This is a genomic window from Novosphingobium sp. KACC 22771, assembly GCF_028736195.1.
Lineage (GTDB): Bacteria > Pseudomonadota > Alphaproteobacteria > Sphingomonadales > Sphingomonadaceae > Novosphingobium.
Map to the genome: position 1 here is coordinate 726,405 of NZ_CP117882.1, position 18,034 is coordinate 744,438.

The window sequence follows — 18,034 nt, forward strand, 5'->3', positions numbered from 1 at the left end:
GATTACATCAAAGGTCATGACAAAAAGAATCACGCCCTCCAAACATCTCTCACGCCCCGCCCATTTGCCGGTCGAGAGCGATGTATTGCGCGATCTGCTGGTGTTGGCCGCCGAGCATGGCCTTGATCCGCAAGCGCTGCTGGATAAGGCGCAAGTGGGTGTGTCGGCCGAGAAGGTGCTGGAGGGAAGCTGGCGATCCAGCTTCTCGCACGCCGATTTTGCGCGCTTTTATGCCCAATGCGTCTGGGCACTCGACCAGCAGTCAAGCCATCAGGAGCGCCGCGCACCGATCCGCAAGCTGGAGTTCGACCTGCTCTGTCATTGCCTGATCACCTGCCGCGATCTGCGCGGGGCAATGGCGCGATTGTTCGATTTCTCCACGATGCTGCACCCGCGCATGGGTCAACAGCGACTGGTGATGCAGGGAACGCGCGCCGTGTTCATCATGGATTCCCTGCGCGCGGTGCGTAATGAATCGGCCTATCTCACCGATCTCACCGGCCTGTCCTCGCTGCGCCGCCTGTTTGGCTGGCTAATCGGGGAAAGGCTGGAGCTGGCGTATGTCGAGATGTGCTATCCTCCGCATCTTGAGGAAAAAACGCTCTCGCATCTGATGCCCTATCCCGTGCGGCACCGCGCGCCTCATAATGCGCTGGTGTTTGATGCCGATTTTCTCGACCGCCCGATCCGGCGCACGCCAGCCGAACTGGAACAATGGCTCAGCCATTTTCCCTTTGACGTCACCCAGCCGCAATCCAAGGATGCGCCCATCACGGAAACCGTGGAAGCGATGATCCGCTCCGCGTTGGAACGCGGCGCGCCCACCCCTTCCGGTCGCACCATGGCAGCGCAGTTAAGCATCAGCGTCGGCACACTCAACCGCCGCCTTGCCGCCGAGGGGACCAGTCTGCGCAGCGCCAAGCAGCATTGCCGCATCGCCCTGGCGGAAGTGCTGCTGGGCGACCCGCGCCTCTCGATCGGCGAGATCGCACGGCGCACCGGCTACAGCGATTACACCGCCCTTTCACGCGCCTTTCGCGCGGCGCGGGGCACGTCACCATCGGCCTGGCGCGACACATCGAACAATGTCTGATCGCGTAACGGTCTCAATAGGGAAGCATTTCACCCCGCGCGGAGGCAACCCCGCGCAAATAGACACGCAGATGCCGGCGCCAATCGGTGTGCTGCGCCTCCTGCTCAAAATGCGCGATGATCTCGGCCATGGCCGGATCCCCCGCCCGCGATGGAGCGTGCAGCAGTTCGCGGGCATCGCGTGCATGGTCTACCCCATTTTCCTGCGCCGCCTGCAGGTGAATAAAGCTTAGCGCCGCGCCGCCGACAATCATTTTGGCGCCTTGCATAACCTCAAAAGCCTCTAGCGGGGCGAAGTCGCGCACCATCAAGGCGCGATAATTGCCCTCGCCCGACTCGAACTGGCTGCGCGCGCTCACACCACCTTCAAGAAAATGGGCAGCGCGGACCTTATTCTCGGTGAGAATGGCAAAATAATAGGCACAACATGCCTCGATGTAATCCCACCACGGCTGACCATGATCGGCAGGGGGGCTGAATTGTGACGCCTGAAAGGTAGAGGCTCTCTCGATGATGCGGTCGCGGGTCTGCATCACGCGGTAGATCGCGGATATGCCCGTCCCCAATCGCTCGGCCAGTTGCGCAATGGTGAAATGATCGAGCCCTATTTCAATCGCGGCATCGACGATCATCTGCTCTGTCAATTTCCTCGGCCGACCGGCGCGCCGCCCTGCATCCGAAGCTGTACCGACAGGAGCTGTTTGTCTGGTGGAAGTTGTCGCTTCGAGCATGTTGGCTGGCTACGCGGAAATCCAGGACACGACAAGAGTCTGGACACCACTCTGGCAAAAGTGATGCGCAATTGCAGCACCCGATCAAAAAAGTGCAATCGCCCGCACGGAAATGATCCAATTTCACGATAAACGTTCATTTTAGATCACAATCCATCATTATCGATCCTTGCGCAGGCTATTCAGAGGCATTACGGAGCGTCATTCCGAAATACTGCCGGTCGTCATGAACCGCAGATAAGGAGAGGAGTATCTGGAATAGCCCTTGCCCGTACCGAAGTCACAGACAGCCGCAAGACCGCGACCTCGGCAGGCTGCACGCCGCATTTCATACGGACAAATATCGAGACCAAGACGGAGGCGGCGAAGTCGCTGCGTAAACGGCCCGCCGCCAGCTTGCACAAAGCCTGCGGTAGCCCTGGCCATAGCGGACCTCCCGGAACCTGCTGTTGACCCGAACCACGCCCGTGCGGTCGCGCTGCGATCGCCCCGGCCATTCAATTCAAGAGGATGATGTTATGCGACACTATTTACTGATGGGCACTGCACTGGGTCTCGGCCTGCCGCTCAATGCTGCGGCTCAATCGGCTCAGCCTTCAGACAATGCCATGCCGGAAATCGTTGTCACCGCCTCCAAGCGGGTCGAGCGTTTGGCCGACACGCCACAGACCGTCAATGTCGTGGGCGGTGAACAGATCGCCAAGCTGGCTGTGCAGCAATTTTCCGACGTGACCAAGCTGGTGCCGGGCCTTCAGATCGACAAGGGCGATGGCCGCCAGCAGGCCATCTCGATGCGCGGCGTCACCTTTGATCCCGATGCGGCGACAAACTCCACCGTCGATGTCTATATGAACGAAGTCACGCTCAGCCCGTCGCAGGCGCTGAACGCGATGTTTGACATCGGCAGCATTCAGGTTCTGCGCGGACCGCAGGGCACCCTGCGCGCCGGGACCGGTCCCTCTGGCGCGATCCTGATCGGCACCCGCCTGCCCAATCTGAACAAGGTGGAAGTGAACGGTGTGGGCAGCTTCACCGATCGCAATGCCGGCAACGTCTCGCTTGGCGTCAATTTCCCGATCATTCCCGATGTGCTGGCCGTTCGCGTTGCGGGCATGGTGGATGACAATGAAGGCCTGCGCCTGCGCAACGTCAACACGGGCGCGACCACGTATAACCGCACCTGGGCGGGTCGTGTGTCGGTCCTCTTCAAGCCGACCAACAATTTCGAACTGCGCGTGATGCACCAGCGCCTGACCTCGCGCACGCAGGATTTCGCACAGGTCATCAGCACCCCCGGCCAGACCGTCGCCGGCCCCTTCGGCAAGCTGGGCTATGATGATCTGGCCGGGGTGCAGTTGGGCAGCAACCGCTTCTACACCGCAGGCAACCTGACCACGATCAATGCCAGCTGGGACTTCCTTGGCCACCGCCTGAGCTATGACGGCTCGGTTCAGCTCAACCACTTCAACACCTCGCGCGATCTCAATCTGGGCGGCGCCACCACGCCCGCTTTCCTGAGCTTCGTCATTCCCGGTCTGGGCGGTCAGCCCTATCAGGAGTTTCAGCGTATCGACACCACGCAGAAGGTGTTCAGCAACGAAGTGCGCATCGAGCGCACCGGCAAGAATTTCTGGAACTACCGCTACGGTGTCTTCATCGCCGACACGCGCAGCCCCTACAGCGGCGTGATCGACTACACCGGCGCTGCGGGCGCTTGCCAGACCTCGCCGGGTTCGCTGGCGCTGCTCGGCCTGCCCTGTCTGCCGCTCGGCGTACAGCCCAGAAGTGTGGCCCGCGGTTATTTCACCACCCAGACCTTCAACTTCACCGACCGCGACACGCTGGACGTGGGCGTGCGCTATTCGACATCCAAGACGCTGCAACCCGGCAACAATTCAAGTTTCAGCGCATGGACCGGCTCGGCCTCGTTCAAGCACCGATTCTCGGAAAGCCTGCTGGCCTATGCCAACGCCGGCACCTCCTATCGCCCCGGCGGTTTTGACAGCACGGGCGCGTCCAGCGCCACCATACCACAGTCCTTCTTCAACTTCGCCGCCGAACGTTCAAAGTCTTTCGAAGTCGGCGCCAAGGGCAAGATCCTGGATGGCCGCGTATTCTACGCCCTTTCGGCCTTTTATCAGAAGTATGACAATTTCATCGCCCGCGCCAACAGCATCGCCTGTTCGGGCAGCCTGACCGGCACCGGCCCGACGCCCGGCACCGTGTGGAACACCAATGACGGCACCGCGCCCAATGGCGCCAATGCCTGCAGCGGCACCGGCGATGTCAATCTCACCTACAATGCTCCGGCCAGCGCTCGCGGGGTTGAACTCGAACTGCGCGGCGAGGTAATGCGCAAGTGGAATGCGGCTCTGACCGTGACCTATGCCGATGCACATTTTGACAACGCGCTGATCCCCTGCAACGACTACCTTGGCAACGGCACGCCCAATAACGGCACCTCTCCCGCCGTTCAGGCAGGCAAGTATATCAGCACCTGCCGTTCGTCGGGCAATCTGAGCACGGCACCCAAGTTCCAGGCCTCGTTCAACACCGATGCGAACTTTGACCTTGGCGGTAACACCACGGCCTTTATCCGTGGTCTGGCCCGCTTTAACGGCTCGGCGACCAATGCGAACACGGGCATCCACACGCCCAGCAACCTGAACATTGACATGTTCGCCGGTGTTCGCACCCCGTTCGGCGCGGAAGTCAGCCTGTTTACTCGCAATCTGACCAATGCAGTGCAGCGTATCAATCAAGGCCCGATCTACGGCCTTTTCGGTGATCGCACCGCCTATGACCGCGTGACCGTTACCAAGGGCCGTGAGATCGGCGTGCAGTTCAAGTTCGACTACTGATGTACTTGGGGGCGCGGCTCGATCCGCGCCCCAACGAGCATAGAAAAGGCCCCGTCGGTCATCCGACGGGGCCTTTTTACGCGACGTGATAACAGGTTCAGGGCGCCGTGCCCGCCACGATACGGCGGCAAGCCTCGCCTGGCATCAAGCCATGCTTCCATTCGCGCAGGATATTGTCGAGCCAGATGACCCCAGCCGAAAGGCCTCCCTCAATCAGGCGGTTGTCAAAGCGATTGGCCATCGACTTCCATTCAGCCTCGCTGAATTGCGCGAACATATGCACGACGATGCCGACAATATAGCAGACAGCGGTGGAATAGAGCGATGCTTTATAATGGAATTCTAGCTTTTCGCGATCGAGGATAAGACCCGTTATCGCCTCATATTCGCTCGCGAAGGTCTCGATGCTGTCGCGCACTATCGTCAGATGGCGTTCCGGCTCGGGCATCATCAACATTCCGCCCAGCGCCTGACCAAAACTCAATTGACCCGCACCGCCCCAATCGAGCAGACCGCAATGCAACTTGCCCGCCTCATCGCGCCAGTACCACGCATTGTCGACATTGAGATTGGGGTGGCACAAGCCGACATAATCGACATCTGCATGGAGATAATCAATCACCGTGTGCTCATGCTCGATACCGAACAGCAAATCATCACGCCACTGTTCAAGGAAAGCAGGATCAGCCGCGCCTTCGACGAAGAGATGGGGCGCGATGCGGCCCACAAAGTCGATGAGCTTGTCAACCGCTGCCGCCGGTTCCTGGATTGGGAAGAACACCCGGCGGGCACCGGCATAGGGGAACAAAGCCTCGATTTCGCGCCCCAGGGCGCCAGTCTTGTGCGCGGCAACCAACCGAGCCAACGACTGGGCGAGCACCTTATAATGCTCTTCGACGGCGGGAATCATGTGGTCCTGAGCTTTGCGATAGGCAGGCTCGATGGGCTCCTTGCCAAAGGCCACGCGATCAGTGATCACGATATAATTGGTCGTCGCCTGACAATAGTCTGCGAAATAGTACCGCGCCACGGGTACTGGCAGAATGCCGTTGCGCGAGAAGCGCAGCAGCGCCACCTCATTGCGCGACTGGGCAGAGAGCGCAAATTTATGGCCCGGCGAAAGCGGCGGAAACTTGATGAAAAGCTCGGCGCTCAGTCCCGGCTCCTGTCGGGCATAGGCCACGGTGAGGAAAGCATTCTCCGAGGCCCCCATGATACCCAGCGGCGTCAGCGAGACGATCTGCGTCACGGCATTGTCCGCGCTGATCGTGCCTGCCGCGCGGAATGCCTGCGTCAGGAAATCAGGGCCAGCTTCCTCCAACTGCTCCATCGTAAAGGGAAATTCGAGGCCATAAAAGTCGCCGCGTTCGACACGCAGATTGTTGGCCTCAAAAGTGGGGTAATCGAGCGCGAAGCCAGGCTCAGGCGCTTCTGCGGCAAGGTCGGCCAGCGCCACCCACCCGGATGGACTGCTTATCCGCACGCTTTGGCCGTCTTGCGACACTTGCGCGATGGTAACAATCGAGCCGGTCGGCAGGCGGGTTGTCTGCCCGCTGGCCATGCCGATCCGGGTTACGAGCGCGCCATCGCTCGCCACCACCTTGAAACGTTGACAGGCCAAAGGGCCCTGATTGTGCTCAGACACGAAAAGCAATCCTCTCGACTGACGAAACCGGAACCCGCCGTTAGCCGACAGGCTGGCTGACCTGCACCACATGACCTTCGGGATCCGTCAGGAAAGCGGTATGGAACGGCACGCCGGGCTGCGCGTCGATGCGCTGCCTGAGAGCGCCGCCTGCCTTGATGGCGCGTGCGATCAGCCCGTCCAGATCGCCCGCCCCAAAGCCAAGCAGCGTTTCGCCGGTGGCTGGCTTGTCGCTGTCGAGAAACTTGGCAAGAATGAACATCGGCCCACCTTCGCTGGTCGGCATATAGATGATCTCGCTCACCGCGCGACCATCAATTGCGGCCTCGACGCGGTGCATTTCGACAAAGCCGAAGACGGAGGTGTAAAAGTCCGCCGCCGTATCGAGATCGGCCACAACCAGCTTGGTGAACATGAAATTGGCATCCAGCATGGCGCCGTGCGGCATTGGATGGCTCATGAATGTTTCTCCCGAATTCGCGCATAGCGCCGACCGCTTTGGCGGCCTCGTTTGGTGAGACGATCATGCCCAATGCCTCAATTAATTACAACAATAAATGTTATAAAGCCGATCAAATTTACAGCAGGAGCGACGCCTTGCCGCGCCCAGCCGCACCATGGACGAGCGCGAACGGCAGGCATCATCTTGATTGATCGAAGAACTCAGCCCGCACCCGACAGTTCGGATGCCGCCGCATTTCAGATGCTCAGCGCGCGCGCCTGCGCCAATGCACCCAGCAAAAACACCCGCACGACATCGCGCGCCTGACTTTCAAATTCTTCCGGCGCCAGCGGCGGAGCATCGAACAGGATGCTGCGCTGCCATTCGCCCAGCGCCATCACGACAAAATAGGTGGCGAGGCGCGGACAATCCTCTTCGTGAAAGCCGGCCTGGCGCAGGATCGTTACCACAGGCCCCACCTGAAAGCGCTCGAACTGCTGACGTGTAATCTCGCGAACATCGTCAAAAACCGAAGCTTCTCGGTAGATTAGCCGTCCGATCTTACGGGCGCGGTCGGTCCAGTGCTGCTTATGCAACGCCACAGTGTAATGAAAGAGGCGGGTTGCCAAATCACCCTCCTCCCATTCTGTGGACGGCATCATCATCTGCGAGTTCATGTCGAGGCAGGCCTCAAACAGCGCACTCTTGTCGGCATAGTGATTATAGAGCGTTCGAGTGGACACGCCGGCACGGTGGGCGATGTCACGCGCGGAGGCGCGATGAAAGCCAACTTCGGCAAATTCATTCAGCGCCGCTTCGAGCAGATTGCGCCTTTTGCTTTCCGCTTCCTCCGCGCTGGGGCGCCCCGCCCCCTTTTTGGCCTTGCTCACTGTCATACCCCGCTATGCCCCAACCATCCCGATTTTGCACGTTGACTAATTACATTAATAGGTGTAATTTTCCATCACAAAGTCGTTAAAGCGACCCCAAAGAGAGGACAGAAATGGCGCAAGTTCAGGCCGAATCGTTGGATCAGGGCAAGTTGGCGCAGGCCGTTGCCGCGCTCGATCCCGTTGTCGCGCTTATGTCGCTGATCCAGATCACCGGTGACCGCACGCTGCTCGACAAATATGGGGCCGCACTGGACGGGACACAGGACAAGACCCGCGAAGCCTTTGTCGCCATCGACGGTCCGCTTGAACACGACGAAGCCTCGGCCGAGGTTGCCGACGAAGTGCGGGCGCGCCTGTTGAACGCCGTGCTTTCGGGTCGCGAACCGATCCTGCCAAAGCTGGATATGGCACTCTTCCGCCGCATGTCGCGCCTCACGCTGGGCCTCGACCTGCCCGAAATGTCGCTGGAGCCGGCCTATCAGCATTCCGGTTTTACCACCGACGATCGCGTTCGCATCCCGCAGCGCACCCCCGAACCGGGCTTCAAGGTGCTAGTGGTTGGCGCGGGCATGATGGGCATCAACGCCGCCATAAAGCTGCAGCAGGCCGGTTTCGATTTCCAGATCGTGGAGAAGCTGCATGATGTGGGCGGCAACTGGTTGGAGAACACCTATCCCGGCGCGGCGGTTGACACCCCCAGCCGCGTCTATTCCTTCTCCTTTGAACCGAATGGATCGTGGACCAAATACTATCCCAACGGGCCGGAATTCCTGTCCTATCTCTCACGCGTGACCGACAAGTATGGCGTGCGCGACCGCATCGATTTCAACACCAGGGTTTCGGGCGCCGAATGGGACGAGGCCCGGCATCTTTGGGTGCTGAACGCCGAGCGCGACGGCCAGCCGATCACTTACGAGGGCAATGCCCTGATCTGGGCGGTTGGTCCCAACAATGCCGCCAACTATCCCGATGTGAAAAATCTGGACGCATTCAAGGGCAAGGTCATCCACTCGGCGGAGTGGGACAGCAACACCGACCTGACCGGCAAAAAGGTCGTGCTGGTCGGCACTGGTTGCTCGGGCGTGCAGGTAGCAACTGCTATTGCCGACAAGGTGAAGGATCTCACCATCGTCCAGCGCCAGCCGGAATGGATCATCCCCAATCCAACCGCTCATGATCCGGTTGACCCGCGCGAACGTTATGCCCTCGAACACATTCCCTTTGTCAAGCAGTGGAAGCGCCTGCAGGGCCAGTCGAGCCAGATGCAGGACATGCGCGGCATGATCATGCGCGATGATGAGCATGCCGCCAAGACGGGCGGCTTTGCCCCGCTCAACGATGGCATCAAGGCCATGTGCCGGCACTATCTGGCCAGCCATTTCCCCGATGACCCGGAGATGGTGAAGCTGTTGACCCCCGATTACATCCCCTTTGCCAAGCGCCCGATCCTCGATTGCGGTTTCTATGACACGCTCAAGAAGCCCAATGTCTCGATCACGCGCGGCACTTTGGCCGAATGCGATGCCACCGGCGTCATTCTGGCCGACGGGCGGCACATCGATTGCGATGTCGTGCTGCTCTCGACCGGCTACAAGCTGTTTTTTGGCCGTCAGTTCGACATCAAGGGCATCGGCGGCAAGACGCTCAAGGAAACCTTCGAGCCCTTCCCCTTCTCCTATGAAGGCATGCTGATTCCCGGCTTCCCCAACATGGTCTATCTGGGCGGACCTTACTCGTTCCTGGTGTCAAACCACGCGGTCGTTTCCGAACAGCAGGTTCATTACACCATCGAACTGCTGCAATGGATGGTCGACGAGCAATTGACCTCGGTCGATGTCACCAAGGAAGCCACCGAGGCTTTCCTGGCTGAGGTCGAGCCACAGCTTGAGCGCACGGCATGGGTCAATCATGGCAATGCCCATGGCTATTACCGCGACAAGGGGCAGAAGGTGATCCTGGCCATCCCGCGCCACAATTCGCAAATCTGGCACATCATGCGCGAACCGCGTTACGGCGATTTCAAGGTGACCAAAGCTGCCCATGCCGAACCGGTGACCAAGACCCTCGAACCCGTTTCCATCTGATCTCACAATGTCCCGTCCGGCCGCAGGACAAGGCGCGCCGGACGGTTTTCCACACGACACAGGCGTCGACGGCCCCTTGCCGAACCGACACCCTTGGGGAGAATGACAATGGCTTTTAACAGTTCAGTCGTGGCCAACGCCACCGCTCACACCTTTACCCCCGCCGCTCCGCCCCGGATCTTTGAGGGCGCCTACAGTGACGATCAGCACGCCCGCGTGCTGGATGTTGTGCGCCGGAACGGCCCATGGAAGCTGATCCTAGCGGAGAATTTCAGCACGCCCGAAGAGGTGATCGCCACCACCAGCGGCACGATCCCCGAAGGCATCACGCTGACCTGGGACATGATCGGGCTGAACCCGGTGTTCCGCGGCTATCTGGCGCGCAACGGCACGTGCTTCTATCCTGAGATTGAGGATGCCTTCTTCAACAAGAAATTCCTCGACATGGCGCGCGCCTATGCCGGGGCGAAATATGCCAAGCCCGAGATGATGCTGTTCAACATTCAGGGCCCCACCCCCATCGGCGGCCCCCCTCATCTGGACGGCACCGATTTTCGCGGCATCTCGATGGACAACACCCCGCTGTGGCTGCTCTTGACCATGGCCAAATCGCGCCTATTCGAACGGTGGCGGATCAAGAAGACCCAGGTTGTGGCCTGGTATTATCAGGGAAAGATCGGCGGCGGCTTCAACTGCTGGCCCAATGGCGCCGCCGCCGAACCGCTTCAGATCAACGCCCCGATGTGGGGCCGCGCGGTAGTGGTGGAAAACGAGACAATGTTTCACCATGGGCAGGCATGCGGTCCGGTCGCGAAGCGCCGCCCTCAAGGCATGGATATCACCAGCACTTTTGGCGCCGACCCTGCCGATCCCACCGGCTGGCAGATCGAAACTTTCGGCAAGGTGATCCAGAAGGTCCCGGCCGAAGAAATGCGGCTCCTGCTGCACTGGGACAGCATCGTCTATCACGATGACGAGGAACTGCGGACAGCGTTGGAACACAAGGACGACATCACGCAGGAGATGGCGATCAACATCCTCATCGCCGACATGAAGAAGAATGGCGTGGCGTTCGAGGAACCCAGCGATCCGTTGCATGACAATGCCTTCGTTGGCCTGCTCAGCCAGGTTTACGACATTGGCGTGCCCACCAACGTTCCCGCCGATGCGGTGGATGAGGCCGCCTGAAACCGGCATTGCAATTCAAGAAAGGCGGATTTGGCCGCATGATCAACGATATTGATAGCGAAGCCTATTTGCGCATGTTGCGCATTCGCGGTTTCGAGGAAGCAGTGACCCGCCTGATCACTGAGGGCGAGGTCGCCGGTGCCGCGCATTCCAGCGTGGGGCAGGAAGCGGCGATCGTCGGTGCCTGCATGGCACTGCGCAATGACGACTATATGTCGGGCACCCATCGCAGCCACGGCCACCCCATCGGCAAAGGAGCGCATCTCAACGCTCTGATGGCCGAAATTCTGGGCAAGGTGACGGGCGTGTGCAAAGGCCGTGGCGGCTCGATGCATTTGACCGACAAGTCCATCGGCTCGATCGGGGAAAGCGCGATCGTGGGCGGCGGCATTCCGCTGGCCACGGGCGCTGCGCTCTCGGCGCAGGTGCGCAAAACCGATCAGGTCGCGCTTACCTTCTTTGGGGATGGCGCGTCGAATGAGGGCGTTTTCCATGAATCGATCAACATGGCGGCAATCTGGAAGCTGCCGGTGATCTTTTTCTGCGAAAACAACCATTATGCTGCCGTCACGCCGGCCAGGGACACGCATGGCCAGCCCGATATCGCCCGCCGCGCCGATGGCTACGGCATTCCGGGCGTCATCGTTGACGGGCAGGATTTCGATGCCGTGTTCAAGGCCACGCAGGATGCCGTGGCCCGCGCCCGCGCGGGGGAAGGTCCCAGTCTGATCGAAGCCAAGACCTATCGCTTTGACGAGCACTGCGTGGGCCTGTTCATCAAGGGCGGTTATCGCACGCAGGAAGAAATGGATTATTACATGACCGAGCGCGATCCGGTGAAACTGATGCGCGCCACCTTGCTTGCGCGCGGATATTCAGACGGCGATCTGAGCGCCATCGAAACGCGCGCCATCGCCGAAGTCGACGAAGCCGTGACGTTTGCCAAGAGCAGCCCCTATCCCGAACCAGAAGAAGCGTTTGAACTCGTTCACGCCGATCCCATCGCCATTCGCCGCTGAGAGGGAAACAGACCATGACCGAAGCCCTGACCAAGCGGATGACCTATCTCGACGCGCTCGGCCTTGCCCAGCGCGAAGAACTGGAGCGCGATCCCAGCACCATCATGATCGGCGAGGACATTACCCTCTATGCCGCGGGCGGCGCCTATGGCGACATCGACATGAGCCGCGTGCGCAGCGCACCGATTGCCGAGTGCGGCTTTGCCGGTATGGCCGTGGGTGCGGCGATCACCGGCCTGCGCCCGATTGTCGACCTCACCATCGCCAATTTCGTCTATCTGGCGGCCGATCCGATCATCAACCAGGCGGCGCGCCTGCGTTATATGACTGGCGGCCAGTTCAACGTGCCGGTGACGTTCCGCGCCAGCATGTGGCACAATCAGGCCAATGCCGCGCAGCATTCGGATCGTCCCTATCCGATGTTCATGAATGTGCCCGGCCTCAAGGTTGTCTGCCCGGCCACGCCATCGGACGCCAAGGGCCTGCTCAAGGCCGCGATCCGCGACAATGATCCGGTGCTGGTTTTCGAAGACAATGATCTGTGGGGCATGCGCGAGGAAGTGCCGCTCGACACCGATTTCGTGGTGCCCATCGGCAAGGCCAAGACCCACCGCGAAGGGTCCGATGTCACGATCATCACCGTTTCAGGCGTCTTGCGTCATGCGCTCAAGGCCGCCGATGCGCTGGCCAAGGATGGCATCAATGTCGATGTGGTCGATCTGCGCACGCTGCTGCCGCTCGACAATGAGGCGATCCTCAATTCGCTGGGCAAGACAGGGCGCATCGTGATCGCGGACGCCGCGCATCGCACCTGCGGCGCGGCGGCGGAAATTGCCGCCATCGTGGCCGAGGATGGGTTTGACCTCCTGAAAAAGCCCGTGCGCCGGGTGGTGACGCCTGATGTTCCCATCCCCTTTGCCCAGACAATGGAAAAGCAACTCTATCCCAGCCCGGAAAGCATCGCGAATGCTGCGCGCAGCCTGATGTAATATCACGAATTTTTGGAGAATTATCATGCGGGTCAAGGTGGTGATGCCCAAATGGGGCACCGGGATGAATGAGGGCACGATCGTCAAATGGCTCAAGGCCGTGGGCGATCGGGTTGAGGCAGGCGAGATGCTGGTGGAAATCGAAACCGCCAAATCGACACAGGAAATGGAAGCCCCCGCCACCGGCAGGATCACCGAGATCCTGCTGGCCGTGGGCGAGGAAGCCGAAGTGCGCACGCCCATCGCCATCATCGAGACCGACTGACATGGCCGTGTTGGGCACCGACATTTCGGGCAAGGTGGCATTGGTCACCGGCAGCAGCCGCGGCATCGGCCGTGCGGTGGCGCAGCGACTGGCGGCGGCCGGCGCCACGGTGATCGTCACCGGCCGGTCGGCCTCCGCCCCCGTGGCGGGCAAGCGCTATGGAACCGAGCAGCTTGTGCCCGGCACTCTGGCCGAGACGGTTGCTTTGATTGAGGCGGCGGGCGGCAAGGCGATGGCCATCCCCGCCGATATCGAGGATCTGGACGCCGCGCGCGATTTGGTGGCAAAGGCCGCGCAGGCGGGCGGCGGACGGCTCGACATTCTGGTGAACAACGCCGGTTTCGTCGATTTTGCGCAGGCCGCCGACATGAGCTTCGACACGTTCGAGCGCACGTTGACACATTATGTCCGCGCGCCTTTCGTGCTGTCGCAAGCGGCCATTCCCCACATGCGTGAGGCGGGCGCGGGCTGGATCGTCAACATCGGCTCGCAGGATTCGCTGCCGCCTTCACGTCCTTACCCCGAGCATGAAAAACTGCGTGGATACCACGTTTACGCCGCCGCCAAGGCCGCGCTCAACCGACTGACACAGGGCATGGCGGCCGAATTGGTGGATGCCAACATCGCCGTCAATGTGATCGGCCCGTCCACCGCTATCCGCACGCCGGGCGCCGATTCCCTGATCCCGGCGGAATTTCCGACCGAGGATGTCGCTTATCTGGCCGAAAGCGTGCTGGCCATGTGTCACTTGCCTGCGGCCGAGCGGACCGGTCTGCTGGGCTATTCGATGCATATTCCATGGCATTACGGCATTGAGGTGCGCAGCCTCGACGGCAAGCGCACTCTGCCGCGCTGCGAACCGCCTGCATGGTCACATCCGCAAATCAGCGCCTCGGGTGAATAAGCAAACCCGCACACAGATAATTCTTGGGGAGAGAGTGATGGAACAGGTACTTCAGGTTTTTGCCGATGGCACCGCCGTCATTACCGGCGCGGGCAGCGGGATCGGCGAAGGGCTGGCGCGGGTGGCGGCGCGACTAGGCATGAATGTGGTGCTGGCCGATATCGCCATCGACCGCGCTCAGGCGGTGGCCGACAAAATCGTCGCGGCGGGTGGCAAGGCGCTGGCGGTGAAGACCGATGTAACGCAGGTCGCTGATCTGGAAGCGCTGGCTGACGCTGCCTATGATACCTACGGCGAGGTGACGCTGGCCATCAACAATGCCGGTATCGAAACGCTGGGCTATAGCTGGGAACTCTCGGACGAAGCCTGGGATCGGTCGATCGACATCAACATTCGGGGCGTGGTGCATGGTTCGCGTGTTTTCGCCCGCCGCATGATCGCGGCGGGCACAAAGGGCCATATCGCCAATGTCGCCTCTATCGGCGCCTTGGGCATGATGCCGACGCAGACCGCCTATATCATGGCCAAGCACGCCGTCTTGTCTTTCACCGAATGCCTGTTTCTGGAAATGGAACTGGCCAATGCCCCGATTCAGGTGTCGGTGGTTGTGCCTGCTCCGGTCAAGAGCCGCATTTTCGATGATGCCGCCACCGCGCAGGGATCGGATCTGGTCAGCCGTCAACGCGCCAAAATGCAGGCCATGCTGCGCGAATCCGGCCTGACCCCCGAACAGGCGGGCGAGGCCATTCTGAACGGGCTTGCCACCGGCGACTTCTGGGTCTCGACCGATGCCGGAACCACCGCGTTCATGGCGCGCAGACGTGCCGATTATCTGGCACATCAGGCCAATCCTACACTGGCCGAAGAAGCACGCGCGCTGGTGGAATAGGTATTGAGTCACGGCAATCCGGGATTATAAAGAACGAAACCGTTCGATATAATCCCAAGGAGCCCGACATGCCCACACCCCATCTGCTTGGCGCCCGCGCTCTTGCCGCATTGCTGCTCTGCGCACTGCCCTCGGCATCCGCCTTTGCCCAACAGGCCGCCCCGACCCAAAAGCGCCCGCTAACGGTGGATTCCCAGATCGGCGAATTGCTCGACAATCCGGCATCGCGCGCAGTGCTGCAAAAGATCGTGCCCATTTTGGCCAACAATCAGCAGCTTGCCGCCGCGCGCAATCTGCCGCTGCGCGCAATAGCCCAATACGCCCCGACCGTGCTGACCGATGCCGTGTTGAAGCAGATCGACGTCGAACTGGCCAAAACGCCCGGTGCGGTGGCCTCAGGCAAGGTCAATCCGGCGGCGCGGCCCATGGACCCGCGCGATGCTCTCACCCTCAAAACCATTCCTCTGTGGGACGGCAAGGCACCCGGCGCGCTGGGTGATGGGTGGCAGGATCGGCCCTCGATCACCGTTGTTTCTCCCGGCGAGACGTCATCATTCGGCACGGCCGTGATCGTGGCCCCCGGTGGCGGCTATCAGGCGCTGGCCTCGGGCATGGAAGGGCGCCAGGTGGCCGACTGGTTTGCGGCGCATGGCGTCACGGCCTTCGTGCTGACCTATCGCCTGACCTCTTTTGGCTACAAACACCCGACGCAGTTGATGGACGCCAAGCGAGCAATCCGCTGGGTTCGCGCCCATGCCGGGGACTATGGCGTGAACCCCAAGCGGATCGGGATGATCGGCTTTTCCGCCGGTGGTCACCTGACCGCAATGGCGGAAACGCAATTTGATGCGGGCGACCCCGCCGCCGCCGATCCGGTCGAACGCGTCAGCAGCCGCCCGGATTTTGCGGTCCTGTCCTATGCCGCGATCGACCGGGCGGGCAATGGCTGGACCGCGCGAGGGCTGGTCGACCCGAAGAATACGCCCGAACAACTCGATCAGTTGAAGCCTGCCGAACACGTCCGCGCCGACACGCCGCCAACCTTCCTCTGGGGAACCACGACGGACGAACTGGTGCCACCAGACAACCTGACCAGAATGTATCTGGCGCTGGTCAATGCCAAAGTGCCCGCCGAATTGCACATCTTCGCGCGCGGGCGCCACGGGCTGGGTCTGGGCATGACCGAGCCTGCGTTAAGCGTATGGCCGACCCTGCTCCAGAACTGGCTGGAAGCGCAGGCGCTGATCGGCGCCAAGGTCACCAACGAGAAATGAGCCGCTAAAACCCGCGCCATTGGCTGGGCGATTGCCCCGTCCAGTTGCGAAAGGCGCGGCGAAAGGCGCCCGCGTCGCTGAAATGCAGCGCGCGCGCTGTTTCCGTCACGGACAGGCGCGGATCGGCCAGCATGCGCTTGGCCAGTTCCTCACGCGCGCGCAGCTTGAGTGCGCTCAAACTGGTGCCCTCCCCGAGCAATCGCCGTTTGAGTGTGGCGACGCTGATGGAGAATTGCCGTGAAAGGCTCTGAGCCGTGGCCAGCGGCTCGCCGCTGGCCAGTTGGGCAACGAGCTGGTGGTGAATCCGCTCGGACAGCGCATGATCGCTCGATTGCGGCTGATCGAGATCGAAAGGGAAATGCACCAGCAATTGCTCAAGTTCGACCGGCGTGCGCACCAAAGGGCGCGCCAGCAGGGCGGCGGGAAAGCTGATGGCATTTTCCGCGGCATCGTGGAGGACGGGAAAGGGCATCAAATAGGCCGTCGTGCGCGGATCAAGCAGCGCGCCATACCGCATTTCCACACCCCGCAAGGGCACCGTCTCGCCGATCAGCCAACCAAACAGGCGGTGATACATCGCAAGACCCGTAAGATCCGACAAATAGGCGCAGGCGTTGCGCAGGCTTCGCTGGGTCGCCATTTCCACCCGCGCCACGCCCCCCTCCACCGTCAGCCGCAAACGCGCCATGCGGGGCACCAGCAGGGCGGAATATTGATCCATCCGCCAAATCACGTCACGCAGGTTTCGACAGGTGATGACGCAATGGCAAAGCATGTCGATCCCCGCCTTTGGCATGGGCTCGCGCCCTTCCTGTTGCGCGGCGGCGGCATCCAGAACCCAGGTGCAATGGGCATAGAGGCGCGCAAAATCCACCCGGCCCAGCGCCACCCCCCGCCCGGAAAGCAGGTCGGCCGCAAGATGGGTCAAACCGGCACGGTGCAACAGGTCGTGGGGCGGCGTCCCAAAAGCCTCGACTAAGGCAAGAAGATCCCGTGCCACACTGGCCGAGGCGGGAGAAGGGGCAAGGCGCGTGATCTGTTTTGTCATGCCAATTGAACCGTTCGGCTATTTCCCCGCCCGCGCCAATAGGAAAATGTTCGCGCGGGAGAAAGGGATAGTTTCATGGATGATGCACAAGCTCTGCTGGCGCGTATCGACCGGCTTGAATCGCTCGATGCGATCCGCCAGTTGCCCGCCAAATATGCCCTCGCCCTCGATATGCGCGACAGCGATGCGTGGGTGAACCTGTTTCCGGAAGATGTGCGCGTGGGTGGTGGACTGTCCGGCCGCAAGGCGCTGCGCGACTGGTTTGACGAAACCCATTCGCGCCAATTCACCGGCACGAGCCACCATATCGGCGGCCATATCATCGATTTCGACGATGCCGATCGCGCCCAGGGCTTGGTCTATTCCAAGAATGAGCATGAGGCCGGTGGCGATTGGGTCATCATGCAGATGATGTATTTCGACCAGTATGAACGCATCGCCGGGCGCTGGTATTTCCGCCGCCGCCTGCCGCTCTATTGGTATGCCGCCGATCTCAACAAGCCTCCCATCGGCGAGCGCAAGATGCGCTGGCCCGGTGTACCGCCTTATGAGGGCAGCTTTCACGACCTGTTTCCCACATGGAAGACCTATTGGGAGCGGCAAGGCATGCCCCATGACGGGCCGGTCGATCCGCCCGCGCCGCTGGAAAAATTCATCGAAACGATGCGGCGCGGCGCCCCTTTGCCGCGTCCCCGCGTGCGGAGCTGATC

Annotated in this window: 16 protein-coding genes; 11 read left to right on the forward strand and 5 right to left on the reverse strand. The window is 61.1% G+C overall.

The genetic code is table 11. From position 1 onward, the window contains the following. The first annotated feature begins 16 nt into the window (after nt 1-16). Nucleotides 17-1,093, forward strand: a complete 1,077-nt coding sequence (locus PQ467_RS20085; protein ID WP_274176253.1) for an AraC family transcriptional regulator — start codon at nt 17-19, stop codon at nt 1,091-1,093. A gap of 13 nt (nt 1,094-1,106) precedes the next feature. On the opposite strand, the gene PQ467_RS20090 is transcribed toward PQ467_RS20085, so the two are convergent. Further along, nucleotides 1,107-1,724 (reverse strand): hypothetical protein, encoded by a 618-nt coding sequence (locus PQ467_RS20090; protein WP_274176254.1) that lies wholly within the window; start codon nt 1,722-1,724, stop codon nt 1,107-1,109. Nucleotides 1,725-2,341: 617 nt separating this feature from the next. Here PQ467_RS20090 and PQ467_RS20095 point away from each other — a divergent pair. Beyond that, nucleotides 2,342-4,684: a TonB-dependent receptor gene (locus PQ467_RS20095; RefSeq protein WP_274176255.1), complete on the forward strand. Its 2,343-nt coding sequence runs from the start codon at nt 2,342-2,344 to the stop codon at nt 4,682-4,684. Between the two features lie 97 nt (nt 4,685-4,781). Here PQ467_RS20095 and PQ467_RS20100 read toward each other — a convergent pair whose 3' ends face one another. The 3 genes from PQ467_RS20100 to PQ467_RS20110 all read right to left on the reverse strand — a co-directional run bounded on the left by PQ467_RS20100 (nt 4,782) and on the right by PQ467_RS20110 (nt 7,661). After that, nucleotides 4,782-6,329 carry a hypothetical protein gene (locus tag PQ467_RS20100; protein ID WP_274176256.1) on the reverse strand — a complete coding sequence of 516 codons (1,548 nt, stop codon included), beginning with the start codon at nt 6,327-6,329 and terminating at the stop codon, nt 4,782-4,784. 40 nt (nt 6,330-6,369) lie between these two features. Then, nucleotides 6,370-6,789 carry a VOC family protein gene (locus PQ467_RS20105; protein WP_274176257.1) on the reverse strand — a complete coding sequence of 140 codons (420 nt, stop codon included), beginning with the start codon at nt 6,787-6,789 and terminating at the stop codon, nt 6,370-6,372. Nucleotides 6,790-7,028: 239 nt separating this feature from the next. Beyond that, nucleotides 7,029-7,661 carry a TetR/AcrR family transcriptional regulator gene (locus PQ467_RS20110; protein ID WP_274176258.1) on the reverse strand — a complete coding sequence of 211 codons (633 nt, stop codon included), beginning with the start codon at nt 7,659-7,661 and terminating at the stop codon, nt 7,029-7,031. Between the two features lie 113 nt (nt 7,662-7,774). On the opposite strand from PQ467_RS20110, the gene PQ467_RS20115 reads away from it, so the two are divergent. From PQ467_RS20115 to PQ467_RS20150, 8 genes are all read left to right on the forward strand, one after another. Then, the gene (locus PQ467_RS20115; RefSeq protein ID WP_274176259.1) at nt 7,775-9,748 is read left to right on the forward strand and encodes a flavin-containing monooxygenase; all 1,974 of its coding nucleotides are present in this window, start codon (nt 7,775-7,777) and stop codon (nt 9,746-9,748) included. A gap of 108 nt (nt 9,749-9,856) precedes the next feature. Beyond that, the gene (locus PQ467_RS20120; RefSeq protein ID WP_274176260.1) at nt 9,857-10,936 is read left to right on the forward strand and encodes a hypothetical protein; all 1,080 of its coding nucleotides are present in this window, start codon (nt 9,857-9,859) and stop codon (nt 10,934-10,936) included. A 38-nt stretch (nt 10,937-10,974) separates the two neighbouring features. Continuing rightward, on the forward strand, nt 10,975-11,955 hold the full coding sequence (locus tag PQ467_RS20125; RefSeq protein WP_274176261.1) for a thiamine pyrophosphate-dependent dehydrogenase E1 component subunit alpha: 981 nt from the start codon (nt 10,975-10,977) through the stop codon (nt 11,953-11,955). Between the two features lie 14 nt (nt 11,956-11,969). Continuing rightward, on the forward strand, nt 11,970-12,944 hold the full coding sequence (locus PQ467_RS20130; RefSeq protein WP_274176262.1) for an alpha-ketoacid dehydrogenase subunit beta: 975 nt from the start codon (nt 11,970-11,972) through the stop codon (nt 12,942-12,944). 25 nt (nt 12,945-12,969) lie between these two features. Next, nucleotides 12,970-13,209 (forward strand): lipoyl domain-containing protein, encoded by a 240-nt coding sequence (locus PQ467_RS20135; RefSeq protein ID WP_274176263.1) that lies wholly within the window; start codon nt 12,970-12,972, stop codon nt 13,207-13,209. 1 nt (nt 13,210) lies between these two features. Continuing rightward, nucleotides 13,211-14,113: an SDR family NAD(P)-dependent oxidoreductase gene (locus PQ467_RS20140; RefSeq protein ID WP_443193020.1), complete on the forward strand. Its 903-nt coding sequence runs from the start codon at nt 13,211-13,213 to the stop codon at nt 14,111-14,113. A gap of 37 nt (nt 14,114-14,150) precedes the next feature. Continuing rightward, nucleotides 14,151-15,002, forward strand: coding sequence for an SDR family NAD(P)-dependent oxidoreductase (locus tag PQ467_RS20145; RefSeq protein ID WP_274176264.1), 852 nt, complete (start codon nt 14,151-14,153; stop codon nt 15,000-15,002). Nucleotides 15,003-15,070: 68 nt separating this feature from the next. Beyond that, nucleotides 15,071-16,276: an alpha/beta hydrolase gene (locus tag PQ467_RS20150; RefSeq protein ID WP_274176265.1), complete on the forward strand. Its 1,206-nt coding sequence runs from the start codon at nt 15,071-15,073 to the stop codon at nt 16,274-16,276. Nucleotides 16,277-16,280: 4 nt separating this feature from the next. On the opposite strand, the gene PQ467_RS20155 is transcribed toward PQ467_RS20150, so the two are convergent. Continuing rightward, nucleotides 16,281-17,324 (reverse strand): helix-turn-helix transcriptional regulator, encoded by a 1,044-nt coding sequence (locus tag PQ467_RS20155; protein WP_274176266.1) that lies wholly within the window; start codon nt 17,322-17,324, stop codon nt 16,281-16,283. Nucleotides 17,325-17,399: 75 nt separating this feature from the next. Here PQ467_RS20155 and PQ467_RS20160 point away from each other — a divergent pair, with 75 nt between their 5' ends. Continuing rightward, nucleotides 17,400-18,032 (forward strand): nuclear transport factor 2 family protein, encoded by a 633-nt coding sequence (locus PQ467_RS20160; RefSeq protein WP_274176267.1) that lies wholly within the window; start codon nt 17,400-17,402, stop codon nt 18,030-18,032. The last annotated feature ends 2 nt before the right edge of the window (nt 18,033-18,034 follow it).